Source organism: Sandarakinorhabdus sp. (assembly GCF_031422795.1).
Lineage (GTDB): Bacteria > Pseudomonadota > Alphaproteobacteria > Sphingomonadales > Sphingomonadaceae > Sandarakinorhabdus.
In genome coordinates this window covers 15,820-32,653 of the sequence record NZ_JANPML010000290.1, presented here as the reverse complement: position 1 = coordinate 32,653, position 16,834 = coordinate 15,820, and the positions used below count along the sequence as shown (strand labels likewise).

Genomic DNA, 16,834 nt, shown 5'->3' with positions numbered 1-16,834 from the left:
TTCTTTACCAGCTCATCGGCCTTGGCCTTGGCTTCGGGCGGGAAATATTCGGCCACATACAGCTTGCCCAGCGCTTCACCGAGCACACCCGAGGTCAGATCCACACCCCGCTTCCAGCGCGGCGCCTGTTCCGGCTGGCCGCCCAGAGTCTTGTTGTACAGATCGAAATTGGCATCGACAAACGCCTTGGGCAGGAAGGCAGAGGCATCGCGAATAGTGTGGAACGCCATGTAATCCTTCAGCACGGCGATATCGGCAGCGGCGATCACCTTGGCCGTGCCTTCAACGGCGCTGGGATTGGCGATGATCACATCACCCTGCACCGGGATGCTGCTGCCGGCGATCAGCCGGCTCCAGTCGATGCCGGGAAAACGGTTCGGCAGTTCGGCGACGGGCACCGGGTTGTAGGTCTTTTCGGCCTGGCGACGCTCGACACGGGTCCAGTGGGTTTTGGCAATCGCGCTTTCCAGCGCAAACACGGCATCCGCGCGAGCGGCAGCGTTGTCAAAGCCGGCGAGGCTCAGCACGGTGGCGATATAGGCCTTGTACTTGGTGCGGGCGGCAACAAAGCTGGCGTTCTTGTCGTCCAGATAATAATCGCGATCCGGCAGGCCCAGGCCCGATTGGCCGGCCTGCACGACGAAACGATCCGGGTTCTTGCGATCGGGGCCCACGCCCATGAAAATCGGGCCGGGCACGCCAAGGCGGAAATTGCGGCCGACCAGTTCGGCATAATCGGCCTTGGTTGCGATGGCGGCGATGGCATCAAGCCGCGGCTTCAGCGGAGCTAGACCCAAGGCCTCGATGGCGGCTTCATCCGTGAAGCTGGCGAAGAAATCACCGACCTTCTGGGCTTCGCTGCCCGGCGCGCCACCACTGGCGGCGGATTTTTCGATGATCAGGCGCGTGCGTTCCTGGGAAAGATCGCGCAGCTTGGTGAACATGCCAAAATTGGTCTTGTCCGCCGGAATTTCCAGCGCGGCCATGTACTTGCCGGCAGTGTGGCCAACGAAATCATCGCCAGCCTTCACGCTGGTATCCATGCCGGCCACATCAAAACCGAACGTGCCGATCTGCGGCTTGGTATCGGCCGCCAGAACCGGAACGGCAAACATGGTCAGGCCGGTGGCCAACGCCAAAATGGACTTCAACTTCACGCGCATCTTCTCCACAACAAATCGGATGCCGCGCGGCTTAGCCAGTGCGACCGCCATACGCAACGGGCTGCGGCAGTTGATGCCACAACCCGTCAGGCCGCACGTGTATTAGGAGAGCGATACGCAGCTGGCAAAAGGAAATGCCAACAGGAAATGCCAAGAGGAAATGGATGCCAGGCTTCAGCCGTCCACAGCAGTGGCGTGGCGGAACGCCTGCCGCCTGGCATCCAAAGGAACCAACCGGCCATCGTCGTCTTCGAAGTGCCAGAAGGTCCAACCATTGCAGCTTGGCAGGCCCTGCGCGGTCGCGCCCATCTTGTGGATGGACCCGGTCGTGCCGGCCATGTCGAGACTGCCATCAGCCCGTACGCTGGCGCCCACACGCCGCCCCGGACCCCAAAGGCGTGTGCCGGGGCGGACATAGCCGCTCTCGACGAGACTGCCGAACGGGATGCGGGCGAGGCTGCGATTGCCTTCGCTGATCTTGATGTCGCCGCCCTCAAGCGGCAGCAGATTGTTGATACGCTCACTCGCCACTCGTACATATTTCGGCTCGCGCTCGATGCCGATCCAACGGCGACCGAGCAGCTTGGCCACGGCGCCGGTGGTACCGGTGCCGAAAAACGGATCCAGCACCACGTCACCAGGCTGGGTGCAGGCTACCAGGATGCGGTAAAGCAGGGCTTCGGGCTTCTGGGTCGGATGCGCCTTAGACGCGCCGTCCTTTAGCCGCTCACCGCCAGTGCAGATCGGGATTGTCCAGTCCGACCGCATCTGCAGATCATCGTTCATCGCCTTCATGGCGTGATAATTGAAGCAGTAACGGCTGTTTTCGCCCTTGGCGGCCCAGATCATGGTTTCATGGGCGTTGGTGAAACGCGTGCCCTTGAAATTGGGCATCGGATTGGCCTTGCGCCAGATGATGTCGTTGAGGATCCAATAGCCTTCATCCTGCAACGCAGCGCCGACGCGGAAGATGTTGTGATAGGAACCGATGGTCCAGATCGCGCCATCGGACTTGAGCAGGCGGTGCGCCGCCTTCAGCCAGGCGCGGGTGAAGCGATCATAGCTTTCAAAGCTGGAAAACTTGTCCCAATCATCGGTGACGGCATCGACATGGCTGCCATCCGGGCGGGCCAGATCGCCGCCCAACTGCAGATTATAGGGCGGATCGGCAAAGATCAGATCGACACTGCCGGCGGGCAGGCTGTTCATCATCTCGATGCAATCACCAACCAGAATGCGATCGGTTTCGAGACTGGGCGCGCGAACCTTGCCGGCCATGCCGGTATCCGCCAGCAGCCGTTCGGCATCACGATGATCAGATGTTCTGAACGATTTCATCACACGCGCTCCAACAAGGATCGCCGTGATGAGTCAGTCAGGAGTACTGGTCAAGAATCATTTGGAATCAATGCGATTCATCGATTTGTCACAACCAGGAATCAAAACGGGAACAAACCCACATCTGGAGTCCCGGCGATTCCTTCGAGCTCAATCCCTAGTGGTGTGACGCAAAAGACTCACCCCTGAAGTTTCTGCAAAACCGCCCGCACCGGCTTGAAACTGGCGCGGTGATGCGGGGTTGCGCCAAGCCGGATCAGCGCTTCGGCATGGGCAGCGACGCCATAGCCCTGGTTGCTGGCCCAGCCATAGCCGGGGTGCTGGCCATCCAATGCCGCCATGATCCGGTCACGCGTGACCTTGGCGATAATGGAGGCGGCTGAAATCGCCGGCTCGCTGCCATCGCCGCCGATCATCGCCGTGGCGGGCCAGCGCCATTTGGGCAGGCGGTTGCCGTCCACCAGCACATGGCCCGGCGCTTCGCTCAAGGCTTCCACCGCACGGGTCATCGCCAGATGTGTCGCCTGCAGGATGTTGATCTGATCGATTTCCGCCACGCTGGCGTGGCCAACGCCAATCAGGCAGGCGCTGGCCTGCAGGGCGTCAAACAGCACCTCTCGCCGCTTTGCGCTGAGTTTCTTGCTGTCATCAAGGCCACTCGGCACGGCCCCGCGCAGGATCACGGCAGCGGCCACCACTGGCCCCGCCCACGGCCCCCGCCCGGCCTCGTCAACGCCGGCAACGATCATCTGGCCATCAAACCCGCCAGGGCGGAAAGCGCCGCGCTTCGCCGGCTGCATAAAGGCAGATGCGGTTGCCGGCGGGATCGCTCAGCCGGGCTTCACGCCACAGCCAATCCTCGCCCTGCGGCAGCTGATCGATCACCAGTCCGGCCGCCGCCAGCTCTGCCACCCCGGCATCAAGGCGTAGCGACTCCAGATAGACTGTGGTGCCGCCGGCCGCACCATCAGCGACGTGGATCGACAGGGTGACGCCGTTGCCCGCTTCGAAACGGGCGTAGCCATTCTCCGGCTTGTCGACGATCAGGCGCAGGCCAAGGGCGCGATAGAAGGCCAGCGAGGCGCCATAATCCGTGGCCGGCAAGGTGATCTGGTTCAGCACTGGCGTGGGCGCCGTCACATCATTGATCACCTGGCCATGCCCCAGCGGCCCATGGCCCTGCCCCAATCCCGGCGCCGAGCGCAGCGCCAACCGTACATAGGTTCGCGCCCGTTTCACCGCCTCGGGCAGCGTCATGCCCTGCCCCAGCGAACAGGCCAGCGCCGACGACAGCGTGCAGCCCGTGCCATGGCTGCTGGTCGTATCGATCTTTGCGTCGGTGAAAGCCTGATGGCCCTGGCGTGTCACCAGCCAATCGGTGAGCGACAAGCCCTCCAGATGCCCGCCCTTGGCCAGCACAGCCCGCGGTCCCGCATTGAGCAACTCCTGCGCCGCCAGCAGCATATCGGCGGCATCCTCGACCTCGGTTTCGGTCAGCGCCACCAGCTCCGGCACATTGGGCGTGATCACCGTCGCCATGGGCAACAGGCGCTGCATCAACGCCCACACCGCCTCTTCCTCGATCAGCGCCGCGCCGCCTTTGGCGATCATCACCGGATCGAGCACGATGGGCACCCGAATGCCCTCAAGCGCATCGGCGACGGCGTTGATGGTCGCTTCATTGCCCAGCATGCCGATCTTGATGGCATCCACGCCGATATCATCGATGCAGGCGCGGATCTGGCCGGCAACAATTTCGGGCGGTACGGCATGCACCGCGCTCACGCCAAGCGTGTTCTGCACCGTGATAGCCGTCACGGCCGTCATGGCATAGCCGCCCAGCATGGTGATCGTCTTGATATCGGCCTGAATGCCGGCACCACCGCCAGAGTCTGATCCGGCGATCGCCAGGATGCGCGCCGTCATGCCGCCGCTGCCGCCACGGCCGCGCAGATATCATCCACCACACGGCCCACCAGCGCCTTGTCCTCACCTTCGGCCATGACGCGGATCAGCGGTTCGGTGCCGCTCTTGCGGATCAGCAGCCGCCCCTGCCCGGCCAATTTGGCTTCGCCCGCGGCAATGGCGTCCTTCACGGCTTGCGCGTCCAGCGGCGCGCCGCCCTTGAAGCGCACATTCTTCAACAGTTGCGGCAGCGGATCGAACAGATGCAGCAACTCGCTTGCCGGCTTGCCGCTTGCGACCAGCGCCGCCAACACCTGCAGCGCCGCCACCAGCCCGTCGCCTGTAGTGGCATGATCCGACAGGATGATATGGCCCGACTGTTCGCCGCCGACATTGCAGCCGGTCTGGCGCATCAGTTCTAGCACATGGCGGTCGCCAACATTGGCGCGGTGCAGGGCCAGGCCCTTGCTGGCCAGAAACCGTTCCAGCCCCAGGTTGGACATGACCGTCGCCACCAGCGCGCCGCCCTTCAGCGTGCCAGCCTCGGCGGCCTGGCTGGCGATCAGCGCCATCAGCTGGTCGCCGTCCACCATCTGCCCGCGTTCATCAACCACGATCAACCGATCGGCATCGCCATCCAGCGCAATGCCGATATCGGCGCCGCTCTCCAGCACCTTCAGCTGCAAGGCCTTGGGGTACGTCGATCCCACCTTGTCATTCACGTTGAATCCATCGGGCGCGACGCCAATGGCGATCACTTCCGCGCCCAGTTCCCACAACGCCGCTGGCGCCACCTTGTAGGCTGCGCCATGGGCGCAATCGATGACGATCTTGCGCCCATCCAGGCGCAGATGTTCCGGGAAGGTGGCTTTGGCGAAATGGATATAACGGCCCTGCGCGTCGTCGATGCGCCGCGCCCGGCCGATGGCGCCCGGTTCGGCCAGCGGGATGTCTTGCTCCAGCAGCGCCTCGATCGCGGCTTCATCCTCGTCCGACAATTTATAGCCATCCGGACCGAACAACTTGATGCCGTTGTCGTGAAACGGATTGTGGCTGGCCGAGATCATCACACCGATATCGGCGCGCATCGACCGTGTCAGCATCGCCACCGCCGGCGTCGGCATTGGGCCCAGCAGCGTCACATCCATGCCAACACTGGTGAAACCGGCCTGCAATGCCGCCTCCATCATGTAACCCGAAAGCCGCGTGTCCTTGCCGATCACCACCCGGTGAATATGGTTCCCGCGCAGGAAATGCCGGCCTGCGGCCTGGCCCACCTTCATGGCGATGGCGGCGGTCATCGGTTCGCTGTTGGTCAGGCCGCGAATGCCATCGGTGCCGAAATATCGACGGGGTTGCTTGCTGCTCATGGACGGAATCTCTAGCCTGTGGCGATCGGCAAAGAAAGGTTGTGACATGCAAACCCGCAAGATTGGCCCGCTCACCGTTTCCGCCCTCGGCCTGGGCTGCATGGGCATGGCTGGCACCACGGCCGGCATGTATGGCCCGGCAGACCGCGCCGAAGCCATCGCCACCATCCACCACGCCCTCGATCTTGGCATCAATTTCTTCGATACCGCCGAAATCTATGGCCCGTTCGCCAACGAAGAACTGCTGGCCGAAGCGCTGGCCGGTCGCCGCCATCAGGCCGTAATCGCCACCAAATTCGGTTTCCGCATCGAAAATGGCCGCATGGTCGGGGTCAACAGCCAGCCCGCCCACATCCGCGCCGTGTGCGATGCCAGCCTGAAGCGGCTGAACACCGATGTGATCGACTTGTTCTACCAACACCGCGTCGATCCCGCCGTGCCGATCGAAGACGTGGTCGGCACGCTGGCCGAACTGGTGAAGCAAGGCAAAATCCGCGCCATCGGACTTTCAGAATGTTCCGCCGCCACCTTGCGCCGCGCTTGCGCTGTGGCACCCATCGCTGCGCTGCAAAGCGAATGGAGCCTGTGGGAACGCGGTGTTGAAGACGATATCGCGCCCACTGCCCGCGAGTTGGGTGTCACTTTTGTGCCCTTTTCCCCATTGGGCCGCGGCTTCCTAACCGGCAGCGTGCCGCGCGCCGAGGATCTGCCCGAAGGCGATTATCGCAAGACCGATCCGCGCTACAAAGGCGAGAACTACGACGCCAACATGGCCGCTGTCACCGTGGTGAAGGCCGTCGCCATCGCCCACCATGCCTCACCAGCCCAGGTCGCCATCGCCTGGCTGCTGGCAAAAAGCCCCGATGTCGTCCCCATCCCCGGCTGCAAGCGCCGCGCCACCTTGATCGATACCGCCGGCGCCGCTGCATTGCACTTGCACCCGGCCGACATCACCGCGCTCGATGCCGCCCTGCCCCACACGGCCGGCGATCGCTATGGCAGCAAGATCGCGATGGCGATGGCCCGGCTTTGATTCAAAGGCTCAGCGGAACAATCCCTGCACCGCCCTCACGATAGCCTTGACGCCGCTTGGCGGCATGTGGCTGGCGTTCAATGTGGCTGGCACAGCTTGACCAAGATGGCGACTTTCTCGTGGCATTCCATCCACGACGGACAAGGGCTGGCGCAGCGCCAATTTGCCGATCAGCTCATCGGAAAAGGCGGGCGTGTAGTAGATGCAATCATCGAAATAATAGTGCGTCACCTGGCTCCAGCGGGTCAGCGTCGGATCATGCTGCGGGCTGCCACCGTGGAGCAAGTTGGCAGACCAGATCAGCGCCTGGCCCTTGCGTGCCAGGAATGTTTCACGCGCCAAGCCGGTCGCCTCGCAAAGTGCCGCCCACGCTGGCCCAAACGGATCCTGTGCCGATTCCAGCGATGCGCCATGGCCATGACGCGCTATCATGGCGTTGGTCAGCACCGGCCATCGGTGTGATCCCGGCACGTAGAATAGCGGCCCGGCATCGGCCGACACATCTTCCATCGCCAGCCAAACGCCGCACATGAAACGTTCGGGCTGGCTGGAAAAATGCACGGAATCGCTGTGTGCGTCCTGCTGCGTACCCACCGGGAAATTCAACGTCTGGAACGGAAACGCCGGCCGACCATAAAGCTTGCCCAGCAGCGCCAGGATTTTTGCATTTGCCGCAATCGCCCGCACATCGGCATTGCCATGCCAGGCATCCTGAATACGGCGCTCGCCGCATGTCTTGTCGCTGGTCGGATCATCCAGATTGATACCAAATTGCGGGCCCAGCACATGCTTGATGCGGTCGATCCGCGCATCGATGTCGGGATCCGGAAAATCCAGCACAGCATATCCACGCGTGTTGAGATCGCGCGCGATACGTGCCTCGTCCTCCGACAATTCCATATGGGGAAGAATTTGCGCAAACAGTGGCGATTCAATCAGCGGCACGCCTGGGAACGGATGCGCCTCGACAGAAATCGTCATTGCCGGTTCAATCCTGCTCATTTGAGGCAAACTCATAAGTCGATCCGCAGTTGCCAGCAAGCACCGGCAAAGCCATCAAGGCTTCTGCCTTGGTGTGTAGCGGAAATCGGCTGTTCCCTTCACCGCGACACTAGCCTGTGATCGGCAGCAGACATAAGCTTGTTGCCATGCTCGCTCCTGCCCTTCCCACCGTCCCCCATGCTGCAATGGGTCTCGATTTCGACACCATGAATGCGGCCCGATTCGCCCGTGATCCAGCTTATGACGGCATTTTCTTCATCGCGGTCAAAACCACCGGCATCTATTGCCGCCCGGTCTGCCGCGTGCGCCAACCGCTCACTCGTAATGTCAATTTCTTCCCCAGCGCCGCTGCCGCCGAGCGCTCTGGCTTTCGCCCCTGCCTGAAGTGCCGCCCCGAAAGCGCACCCTTTTGCCCGGCGTGGAATGGCACCAAAACCACGGTGGAACGCGCGTTGAAGCTCATCGACGGCGGCGCGCTCGATGGTGCCAAGGAAACTGGGGGCACCGTGGAAACCCTGGCGGACCGCTGCGGCATCGGCGCCCGCCACCTCACCCGCCTGTTCCGCCAGCACCTCGGCGCCTCCCCCGTAGAGGTCGCGCAAACCCGCCGCGTGCAGCGCGCCATGCAGATGATCGCGCGTACACAGTTGCCGATGACCGAAATCGCCCACGCCGCGGGCTTTGCGTCCCTGCGCCGTTTCAACGAGGTGATCAGCGCCCGCTATGGCCGCCCGCCGACAGACCTGCGCAAGGTGCGCCCGCACAATGTGAGCCATCACCCAAATTCGCCGGCGCCCACCAGTTGCACGCCGGCAAGCACGCTGCCCAGCGATCCAAATCCCGAGCCGGTCCAGTAAATCGCTTCGCCGCCCACGTTCTGCAACAAAACATCGGTGCGGGCGTCGCCATCCAGATCGTGGAAGCCCTTGAACGACCAGCCACTGCCCAACGTGATGAAATCGCGCCAGCCATTGCCGCCCTGAGTTGGGTCCCAGAAGATCGAAACCCTGCCGTTCTCGTTGAACAGTACCAGGTCATCGGCCGGGCCGTTGATCACATCGGCAATGCCGGCAATCTGCCAGCCATCACCCAGCACGAACAGATCGCGCCAGCCGCCATCGGTGAGCGCAAACAGCGCCCGGGTGGCGTCGTTGAGGAACAAGATATCATCCTTGCCCACACCATCGATGTTGCCAACACCCACCACGGAAAAGCCCTGACTCAGGGTGAGCAGGCTGCTGCTGCTGTTGGTGGAAACGTCGAAGATGCGCAGTTCGCGTGCCGCATTGATCGCCAGCACATCGGTCGCCGCCGAACCGCGTAAATCACCAAAACCCAGCGTCCGAAACCCACCAAAACCGCTCAGTTCGGCAAAGCCGGCCCCGCCCAAGGCCACGTTCCACAGGATGAAACTGCCCTGACCCAGGTTGAGCAGCAGATCGCTGCCACCATCGCCGGTGAAATCCGCCACGCCCGCCACGCGTTGCCCCGCACCCAGCGTGATCAATGGATTGAACCCGGCCCCACCCAAGGTGGAATCCCACCGGATCAGCGTGTTACCACCCAATCCCAGCACCAACTGCTGCGGCATCACCGACAATGTGCCATCGGCAAACTGCAGCCGCTCCGTCGCAGTCAGCGTATCGCGCCCGTCCGTGCCGCTGTGCTGCACCGTCACAGTGCCGCCCATCCGCGTGATCTGATACTCCATGCGCGCACCCGAAAACACCGTGGTGTCGCGTCCCGCGCCGCCATCGATAACATCGTTGCCGGCCCCGCCGGTGATGCGGTCATTGCTGCTGCCGCCCCGCAACTGATCATCGCCGGCCAGCCCGAACACGATATCATCCCCACCCAGCGCATCGATGACATCATTGCCATCGGTGCCGAAGATCGTTTCTGCGGCGTCTGTGGCCGGTGGCGGGCTGTTCAGCGCGGGCACGGTGAAATCAAACCCGCCGAAATCGCTGAACGCAAAGGCGCTGCGTTGCACATTGCGGAACAGCACAGCATCGGCATAGCTGTTGCCCAGCCCGTTCCGGTCCAGCTGGAACAGCACATCGGCACCCAGTTGCAGCAGCCGGGCATGGCCACTGGCAAACGGGTTGCTGCGGTCCCACGCCGTCAGAACCTGGATGAACTCGATGCTGAACCGGTCGGTCCCCGGCAGGAAATCCAATATTTCCGCCGCTTGCACCGGGTTGAAATCGGACTGAAGCCGCAACGTGTCAGCGCCTGCGCCCAGCGCCACCAGAAAACTTCTGGCGCTGGCCAGCGTGACGCTATCGTTGCCATCACCGGCATTGATGAAATTATCGCCGCGCCCACTGATACTGATTTGATCATTTCCGGCACCGCCCAGCGCAATGCTGCCATTCAGCCCACTGCCAAACTGGCTGGAATTGAACCCGATGCTGTCATCGCCGTCGCCGCCATCAAGCAATGTGGCAACACCCGAACTTGCTCCCGATGCAATCAGGTTGTCGCTGCCGGCCCCGCCGAACAACTGATCGTTACCGCCCGAAAGCGCGTTGAGAAAGTCGCGGCCGTCGCCGCCCCGCAGAATATCGTTGCCGGCACCGCCGTCCATGATGTCGTCGCCGTCGCCGCCCTCAAGCGTGTCGTTACCCTGATTGCCGAACAGCGTATCGTTGCCCAATAGCCCTTCCAGCAGATCATCGCCGGCCAGGCCCTCCAGCACGTCGTTGTTCGCCGTCCCGGTGAAGGTGAAGCCCACCGGCGCCGATCCATCGGGGCCATAACCGCCAAAAGTGAGCGCCGTCAGCGATGCGGCCGCCGTGTTCCTGAATCGGAAGAACTCTGTGAAGTTGAATGCTGTACCCGCATTGCCGTCGCGGTCCCGCTGCAATACGGCATCGGCGCCATCGCTGATGAGACGCAGGAAGCCATCGGCAAACGGATTCCGCTCGCCGCTCCAGCCCAGGAACAACGTTGCAAACCCCAGCACAAGACGATCAACGCCGGGCGTGAAATCAGTAATGACGATGGGGCCACGGGGATCGAAATTGTCGGTACTGGTCACAATCTGGTCAGCACCTTCGCCCAGCGTGATGACAGCGGCCAACGCGCTGCCCAGCGTGATCACATCGTCGCCGGTGCCACCGTCGATCGTGTTGTTGCTGCTGAAACCGTTTACGCTGAACCTGTCGTTGCCGGCACCGCCGCGCATGATTGATCCGTTGTTGGCACTACCGTACGAGATGAAATCATTGCCATCGCCGCCATCCAGAACGGTTGGCCCACTTCCGGGCCAGCGACCGCCTGACAGCGTGTCATCCCCATCACCGCCGAACGCCTGTGACCCGCCAGACGCAAATATGACATCGTTACCGCCTTCGCCGTACAACATGTCCGAGCCAACGCCGAACGATCTATCATTCAATCGATCGTTGCCGTTGCCGCCATAGATTTCATCATCTCCGGCGCCGCCATCAAGGTTATCGTCGCCATCAAGACCGGTGATCCGATCGTTGCCGACGCCACCGGTGATCGTGTCTGCGGTTGCGGTGCCCATGTACGTCTGCCCGGCTGGCGCTGTACCATCGGGAGCATAGCCACTAAACGCAGCGGCACTGAACGAAGCAACCTGCGAGTTGGCAAAGCGCAACAACGGCGCAAAAACAAATGTGCTGCCAATGCCATCGCGATCGGTCTCCAGCACCACATCCGCACCGCTCTGCACCAGGCGGGCAAAGCCAAGCCCGAACGGGTTGCCCCCGCCGGACCAGTTTATGAGCATGGCAATCCAAGGCACCTCGGCCCGGTCTTCCCCAGCAACAAAATCGGTGATGATGGCGGCCTCAACCGGCCGATGGTTTTCACGCATCGTGATGACATCGGCACCTGCACCCAGTGTCAATGTGGTGGCGCGCGACGATCCCAACTGAAACCGGTCATCACCTTCGCCGCCATCGGCGACAATCGTGCCAAATCCATCCAGTTCAAATTCATCATTGCCCGCCCCACCACGCGCATTCACCAGCCCGCCCGGCCCACGCTGATCGTACCCAATTGAAAATCTGTCGTTCCCGTCGCCGCCATCTGCGAGAATGGTGCGGCCGACACCAAACACGATGGAAATGCCGTCGTCACCAGCATCACCGTACAGTTCGTCGTTGCCGCCAAAACCGCCAAAGATGTTGTCGTTGCCGCTGCCGCCGCGAATGATGTCGTTGCCGGTGCCCCCGGTCAGGCTATCATTGCCGCCCCTGCCGTTGATGACATCATTGCCACCGTTGCCGTTGATGACATCGGCCACTTCGGTGCCATCAAGAACGTCATTGCCGGTAGTGCCGTTGATCGTTGCCATCGTCTCTCCTTCGGCGCAGCCCTTCGGCAATCGCCAATCCACTCACCACATGCCAGCAACAATCCTGCCCCTGCCCAGGCGCCGGAGCACGGCTGGCGTACTGTTTTATGGAGACGGTCTGCAAGACGGTGTGCCCCGCTGCAACCAACATCCAGATTCCCAAAGGTATATTTCGCATTTGTCGCAACACTTGGTCAATGCGGCGTTTCAGGCTTTGCTGTGATTACACGCGACTGTTCCGGTCTTTGGGCTTTTACTCGCTCCCGTTCGCGTGACTGTCATAAAAGTCTTCAAACGCCTGCGTAGCGGTCTTGAGCCGGAGCGGAGCACCGCCGAACCGGGGACACCGGCTACAGGTCCTGGCTGCGCCGTCCTTGCCAGCGCCCCCCCTTTTCGCCTATCGCCGTCCACGGACAGATGGCCGAGTGGTTTAAGGCAGCGGTCTTGAAAACCGCCGTGGGTGAAAGCTCACCGTGGGTTCGAATCCCACTCTGTCCGCCATACCAAGTTGATATTATTGATTTTTCTGGCAGAAATGGCGCCGTTTGCCACTAATACGGCCACTATTGGCTTGGCTTTATGCGTGGATTGGCAACCTGCGGCGAATGCGTATCACCAATACCGGGCTGTCCAGTGTCTCGCATTTCGTCGATATGTGATCGTTCAAACAGGCTTTAAGCGTCGACCTTTTCAGCACGGAAGGCATCAACTCGGCACTGGCAAGGCCGGCGTGGTGCTGCAGAACAGCAATGGCCTCGCCATTTATTGGACTGGCAGCAACTGGTTCGATCTCGGCTCCACGCCGATCGGTACCGAACTGGTGGGAACCGGAGTGTTCCCTTAAGACTAGGTTTCCGAATCCAAACCCGAACGGTTTTGCAGATAAGATTTTCAATTTCAAAGAAAGCTCACGACCGTCCGCTGACTATAACGACAAACGGTACAGTGCCATTGTGCCGTAACGTTTGGCCAGATTGACCTGACCGGCATACTCCAGCTTGAATGGAGAGGTGTTCGCCAGAGCAAGCATGGCGGCGAACGGCTGGGTAACATAAACTTGGCCGACCGGCGTTACGGGCTCAATGCGCGCGGCCCGGGTCACTTCGGTGCCGATAAAGCCAGTCTGACCGGTAATCGGATCGACCATGCGATACACCGGGCCAAAGTGCAGGCCAACACGCATGCCGCCTTCGCTTGCATCACCCACAGGTTTCGAAACGATGTCCAGGGCCACGCGGGCCGCGATTTCGACATCGGACAGGACAGCAAAAACCGCGTCGCCCCAGCTGTTCCGAAAATCAATGGCGTTTTCCACTGCCGCTAGCGCCGCCGCAACACGGCCCATGACATCGGCCCAGAACCCGGGCAATTCCGGCTCACCAAGTTTGGAAAAGCCGGCATAGTCCGTGAACAGGATCGCCCGCTGGCAGCGGGTAGCACCCTGCGCAATGCCGGGTTGACCCGCCGGCCCGAGTGCGGGACGGGTTATGGCGCCCGGCGCAATCACCTGCGCTGCATGCCCCATCTTTTGCCAGCGCTGCACTTCATCACCGGTGCCGCCAATGCCGCGCGATGGGGTGCCATCCCAGACGGCCAGCATCTGGGCGCTGGTATGAAGATGGGCACTGCGCAGCAAGGTCATGCCCATCGCCAGACTGTTGCCATAGTTGATCTGTTCGGGATCCCCCACATCGGCGGCCTCGCTTGCGAATGTCACCGTTCTGGCCGCGCCAAGTGCCGCATCGAACCGCGGCGCCCAATCGCTGCCGCCCGGCAATACAGAACGCGTCATGAAATCTGCGGCGGGGAACGGCAGCACGACATGAAGTTCGGCACCGCGACGAAGCAAAGCCTCGGCACACAAGATGTCCGCACCACAGGCCAGGGCACCGTACGCAATCTTCGCACCAGTGGCATCAAGCACGGCCTCGATCCGTGCAGCCAGACCGGCTTCGGCTGCAGGGTCGTTTGCAAACATGTGGCCGGCGTAAAACAAGACCGGGGGCGGCCGCAGTTGCGCGCACAGATCCTCTGCCAGCGATTGCGACACGCCGCCATGGGCCCGCAGCAGCACCAGTTGCCGAACCGTGGAGGCGCGGGCACCCAGATTGGCGTCGGGCTGCAGCAGCGCCGTGGCCGTGGCCGCCAGTGCCATTGGCCGATCGTTCAGCAGCAGCCAGGCTTCGGCCGCGGTTACCGCCGCGAAATAGGAAGCTGCGGCAGCGACGTCGGGCATGGCAAGCACGTGCCGGGCAAGCTGCTGCGCCATCCGCTGATCACCGGCAAGCTGGGCGAGGCTGGCGGCATTGATCAGGCTGAAATACCCACCGAATCGCGCATGGGCGGCGTGATAGGCTTCACTGGCCTCACGAAACATGCCCGCGCGCAGCGGGCCGGTCGCCGCCACCGCACGATCCTTGAGCAGCCGCGCACCAAGGGCAAGCACGTCTTCATCCGCAGCCGCCGCCAGATCGTAAAGCTGAAACAGCGCAAACGCGCGCTCGGTCTCGCCCATGCGGGCGAGGGCAAGCACTTCAATGAAGCGCAGGCCGGCGTCCTGCTGGCCATCGGCAAGCGCTGCCCTGGCCAGATCATAGGCGCCCAGCAGGTCTCCGGATTTTATGGCGTCCCTGGCTCGCTCTACCGACATCTGGCTTCTCCACGCACATTGGTCGAAATCATCGGCGCTGGCCTGCCGGCGCCTTGTCAGCGGCGGCCGCCAACACCAGACGCCGTGCAATCTCTGCTGCGTAATAGCTGCCTTGTGGCCATCTACGCAGCACCGGCGCCGCGCTGTCGCGGATCGCCTGCGCCCCTGCCCCGGCATTGCCAGCACGGATCAGGCATTCGCCCTTCACGTTCCAGGCCCATGCCATGCGCCAGGGGTCATCCGGATAATCCAGCCGCATCAGGGGAGCGGCCTCGGCCAGCAAGGCCAGCCCGCTTTCTGTTCGATGTGATTGGCAATGCACATTCGCCAGATCGACCAGGATCGGCCCGACATTGCGATGCTTGTGCCGATGCCCGGCCGCAAGTGCCTGTTGAAAATGGGCTTCAGCTGGTTGCAGTTTGTCCAGCCCCTGTTCTGCCAAGGCCAGATTGGCAAATTGAAACGCCATTTCATCGTGCAGAGCCCCGCGTTCAGGCAGGCTGATCGCGACGGCTCTGGCCAGTGAAACGCGTGCAGCAGCAAAGGCCCGCCGTTCAAGCTGCAGGCGACCAATATTGTTGAGCGTCACGGCCAGATCAGGATGACGCGGCCCAAGCACTTTTTCATCGGCCTGAAGGTTGGCGATATAATAGGTTTCGGCCAGCACCGGGTCGCCCTGCATATAGGCCACCGTTGCCAGATTGTTCAGATTGTCGGCCACGCTGGGGCTCATCGGCCCTTCAAGTTTGCGGCGAATGGCCAGCGCACGCAGGAACAGCGGCCGCGCATCACCAAAACGATTGGCATAAAGCGCGTTCAACCCCAACGCCTCAAGATCGCGGGCGACATCACGATGTTCTGCCCCCCATCGCGACTGATCCAGGCGCAGCGCTTCGCGGATCGAACCATCGGCCGCTGCAAATTTGTCCTGCGCGGTTTGCGCCTCGCCAAGCCCGACCAGCAGGCGCGACAGCAGATCGGCCCGCGGGCCACCGGGTTCGCGGGCGATGGCGATCCCGCGCTGATACAGCGTTTCGGCCAGCGCATATTCGCCCATCCGCCGCTTTGAATCCGCACTGCCCAACAGTTGGCGCACCTTCACACTGGCCTGGCCGGGCGCCACGGTGCCGGCCCAATCCAGCAGCGCATCGCCCTTCTTGTACAGGCCAAGGCTGCCATAAACCTCACCCAGCGTGATGCCGAGTTCGGCCTGCACCAGCGGCTCTTCCTTCAGGCTGGTGGTGATCCGGCTCGCGCCCTGGTCCAGCACCTCGCGGGCCGTGATGGTCTGGCCGCGCGCTTCCGAAGGGTCTGAAACTTCGAACATGGATTTCACGAATTCAACGGTGCGCTCGGCGGTGACGGCGCGATCATCGGCCAGCTTGCGCTGGGCAACCGCCTCGTTGCGCGACAGCACGGCGCTCACCGCCAAACCGGCCATGGCGACGAAACCGATGGTGGAAGCGCTGGCAATCAGCATCAACCGCTGGCGCTGCCGTGCAGCTTCGCGCTGGCGCAGTTCATCGTAAGGCAGATCAAGAATACCGGCGATCAGCTTCAGCTTTGCACTGGAACGCGGATCCTGGCCCTTGCGGATATCGGCGGCCAAGGGCTCGCTGCTGCTGCCTTCGAACAGCGCCGGCGGCAGGCATTCGCGGGCCGGATCGGCAGCATGGGGTTCGCCATCCACGATCAGGCAGCGGATGCGATCCCGCCTGCCTAACGCCACAAAGGCCCTGATCTCCTCGTTCACCCAGCGCGATTGCACAGCGTTGGGCGAACACAGCACGATCAGCATTTCGGCATCGGCCAGCGCCTGTCGGATCGCGGCACCCAGATCATCCGATGCGGAAAGCTCCTCACGATCGCGAAACACCGGCGGCAACCGAGCCGTGATCGGGCCAAAGCGCCCCTGGCGGCCCAGCAGGTGCGCCGGCACGCGATAGGTTTCCAGCCCACGGTGCAGCCAGCGCGCCCAGCGCACGTTGCGGTAATTATAGCTGATGAAGGCGCTGTATCGCATCGCCCGGCCCGCCCCTTTCG

Annotated in this window: 11 protein-coding genes, 1 tRNA gene and 1 pseudogene; 4 read left to right on the top strand and 9 right to left on the bottom strand. The window is 62.4% G+C overall.

The genetic code is table 11. The annotated features are described in order from the left end of the window. The 5 genes and pseudogenes from RMO81_RS10500 to glmM form a co-directional block, all read right to left on the bottom strand. Positions 1-1,214, bottom strand: a pseudogene (locus RMO81_RS10500) (M13 family metallopeptidase N-terminal domain-containing protein); the annotation flags it as partial. 123 nt (positions 1,215-1,337) lie between these two features. Further along, positions 1,338-2,441 carry a site-specific DNA-methyltransferase gene (locus tag RMO81_RS10495; RefSeq protein WP_310475806.1) on the bottom strand — a complete coding sequence of 368 codons (1,104 nt, stop codon included), beginning with the start codon at positions 2,439-2,441 and terminating at the stop codon, positions 1,338-1,340. A 239-nt stretch (positions 2,442-2,680) separates the two neighbouring features. Next, positions 2,681-3,250, bottom strand: coding sequence for a ribonuclease HII (locus tag RMO81_RS10490; protein ID WP_310475804.1), 570 nt, complete (start codon positions 3,248-3,250; stop codon positions 2,681-2,683). 7 nt (positions 3,251-3,257) lie between these two features. After that, entirely contained in the window at positions 3,258-4,427 is a 1,170-nt protein-coding gene (thiD, locus tag RMO81_RS10485) for a bifunctional hydroxymethylpyrimidine kinase/phosphomethylpyrimidine kinase (RefSeq protein WP_310475803.1), read from the bottom strand. Further along, positions 4,424-5,776 carry a phosphoglucosamine mutase gene (gene glmM, locus RMO81_RS10480; RefSeq protein ID WP_310475802.1) on the bottom strand — a complete coding sequence of 451 codons (1,353 nt, stop codon included), beginning with the start codon at positions 5,774-5,776 and terminating at the stop codon, positions 4,424-4,426. Before glmM ends, thiD begins: the two co-directional genes overlap by 4 nt. Before the next feature lie 46 nt (positions 5,777-5,822). Between glmM and RMO81_RS10475 the strand changes: the two genes are divergently transcribed. Next, positions 5,823-6,809, top strand: a complete 987-nt coding sequence (locus RMO81_RS10475) for an aldo/keto reductase (RefSeq protein ID WP_310475801.1) — start codon at positions 5,823-5,825, stop codon at positions 6,807-6,809. A gap of 9 nt (positions 6,810-6,818) precedes the next feature. Here RMO81_RS10475 and RMO81_RS10470 read toward each other — a convergent pair whose 3' ends face one another. Continuing rightward, on the bottom strand, positions 6,819-7,790 hold the full coding sequence (locus RMO81_RS10470; protein WP_310475800.1) for a phytanoyl-CoA dioxygenase family protein: 972 nt from the start codon (positions 7,788-7,790) through the stop codon (positions 6,819-6,821). A gap of 167 nt (positions 7,791-7,957) precedes the next feature. On the opposite strand from RMO81_RS10470, the gene RMO81_RS10465 reads away from it, so the two are divergent. Then, positions 7,958-8,668, top strand: coding sequence for an Ada metal-binding domain-containing protein (locus RMO81_RS10465; protein ID WP_310475799.1), 711 nt, complete (start codon positions 7,958-7,960; stop codon positions 8,666-8,668). On the opposite strand, the gene RMO81_RS10460 is transcribed toward RMO81_RS10465, so the two are convergent. Next, on the bottom strand, positions 8,587-12,141 hold the full coding sequence (locus RMO81_RS10460) for a calcium-binding protein (protein WP_310475798.1): 3,555 nt from the start codon (positions 12,139-12,141) through the stop codon (positions 8,587-8,589). The genes RMO81_RS10465 and RMO81_RS10460 overlap by 82 nt on opposite strands. A gap of 411 nt (positions 12,142-12,552) precedes the next feature. Here RMO81_RS10460 and RMO81_RS10455 point away from each other — a divergent pair. Both RMO81_RS10455 and RMO81_RS10450 read left to right on the top strand, forming a co-directional pair. Continuing rightward, positions 12,553-12,642 (top strand) — tRNA-Ser (locus RMO81_RS10455). A 34-nt stretch (positions 12,643-12,676) separates the two neighbouring features. Next, positions 12,677-12,985, top strand: a complete 309-nt coding sequence (locus tag RMO81_RS10450) for a hypothetical protein (RefSeq protein ID WP_310475797.1) — start codon at positions 12,677-12,679, stop codon at positions 12,983-12,985. Positions 12,986-13,066: 81 nt separating this feature from the next. Here the strand turns inward: RMO81_RS10450 and RMO81_RS10445 are convergent, their stop codons facing one another. Continuing rightward, positions 13,067-14,791 (bottom strand): tetratricopeptide repeat-containing protein, encoded by a 1,725-nt coding sequence (locus tag RMO81_RS10445; RefSeq protein WP_310475796.1) that lies wholly within the window; start codon positions 14,789-14,791, stop codon positions 13,067-13,069. A gap of 28 nt (positions 14,792-14,819) precedes the next feature. Then, a complete protein-coding gene (locus RMO81_RS10440) occupies positions 14,820-16,814 on the bottom strand; it encodes a toll/interleukin-1 receptor domain-containing protein (protein ID WP_310475795.1) in 1,995 nt (664 codons plus the stop codon). Positions 16,815-16,834: the final 20 nt, after the last annotated feature.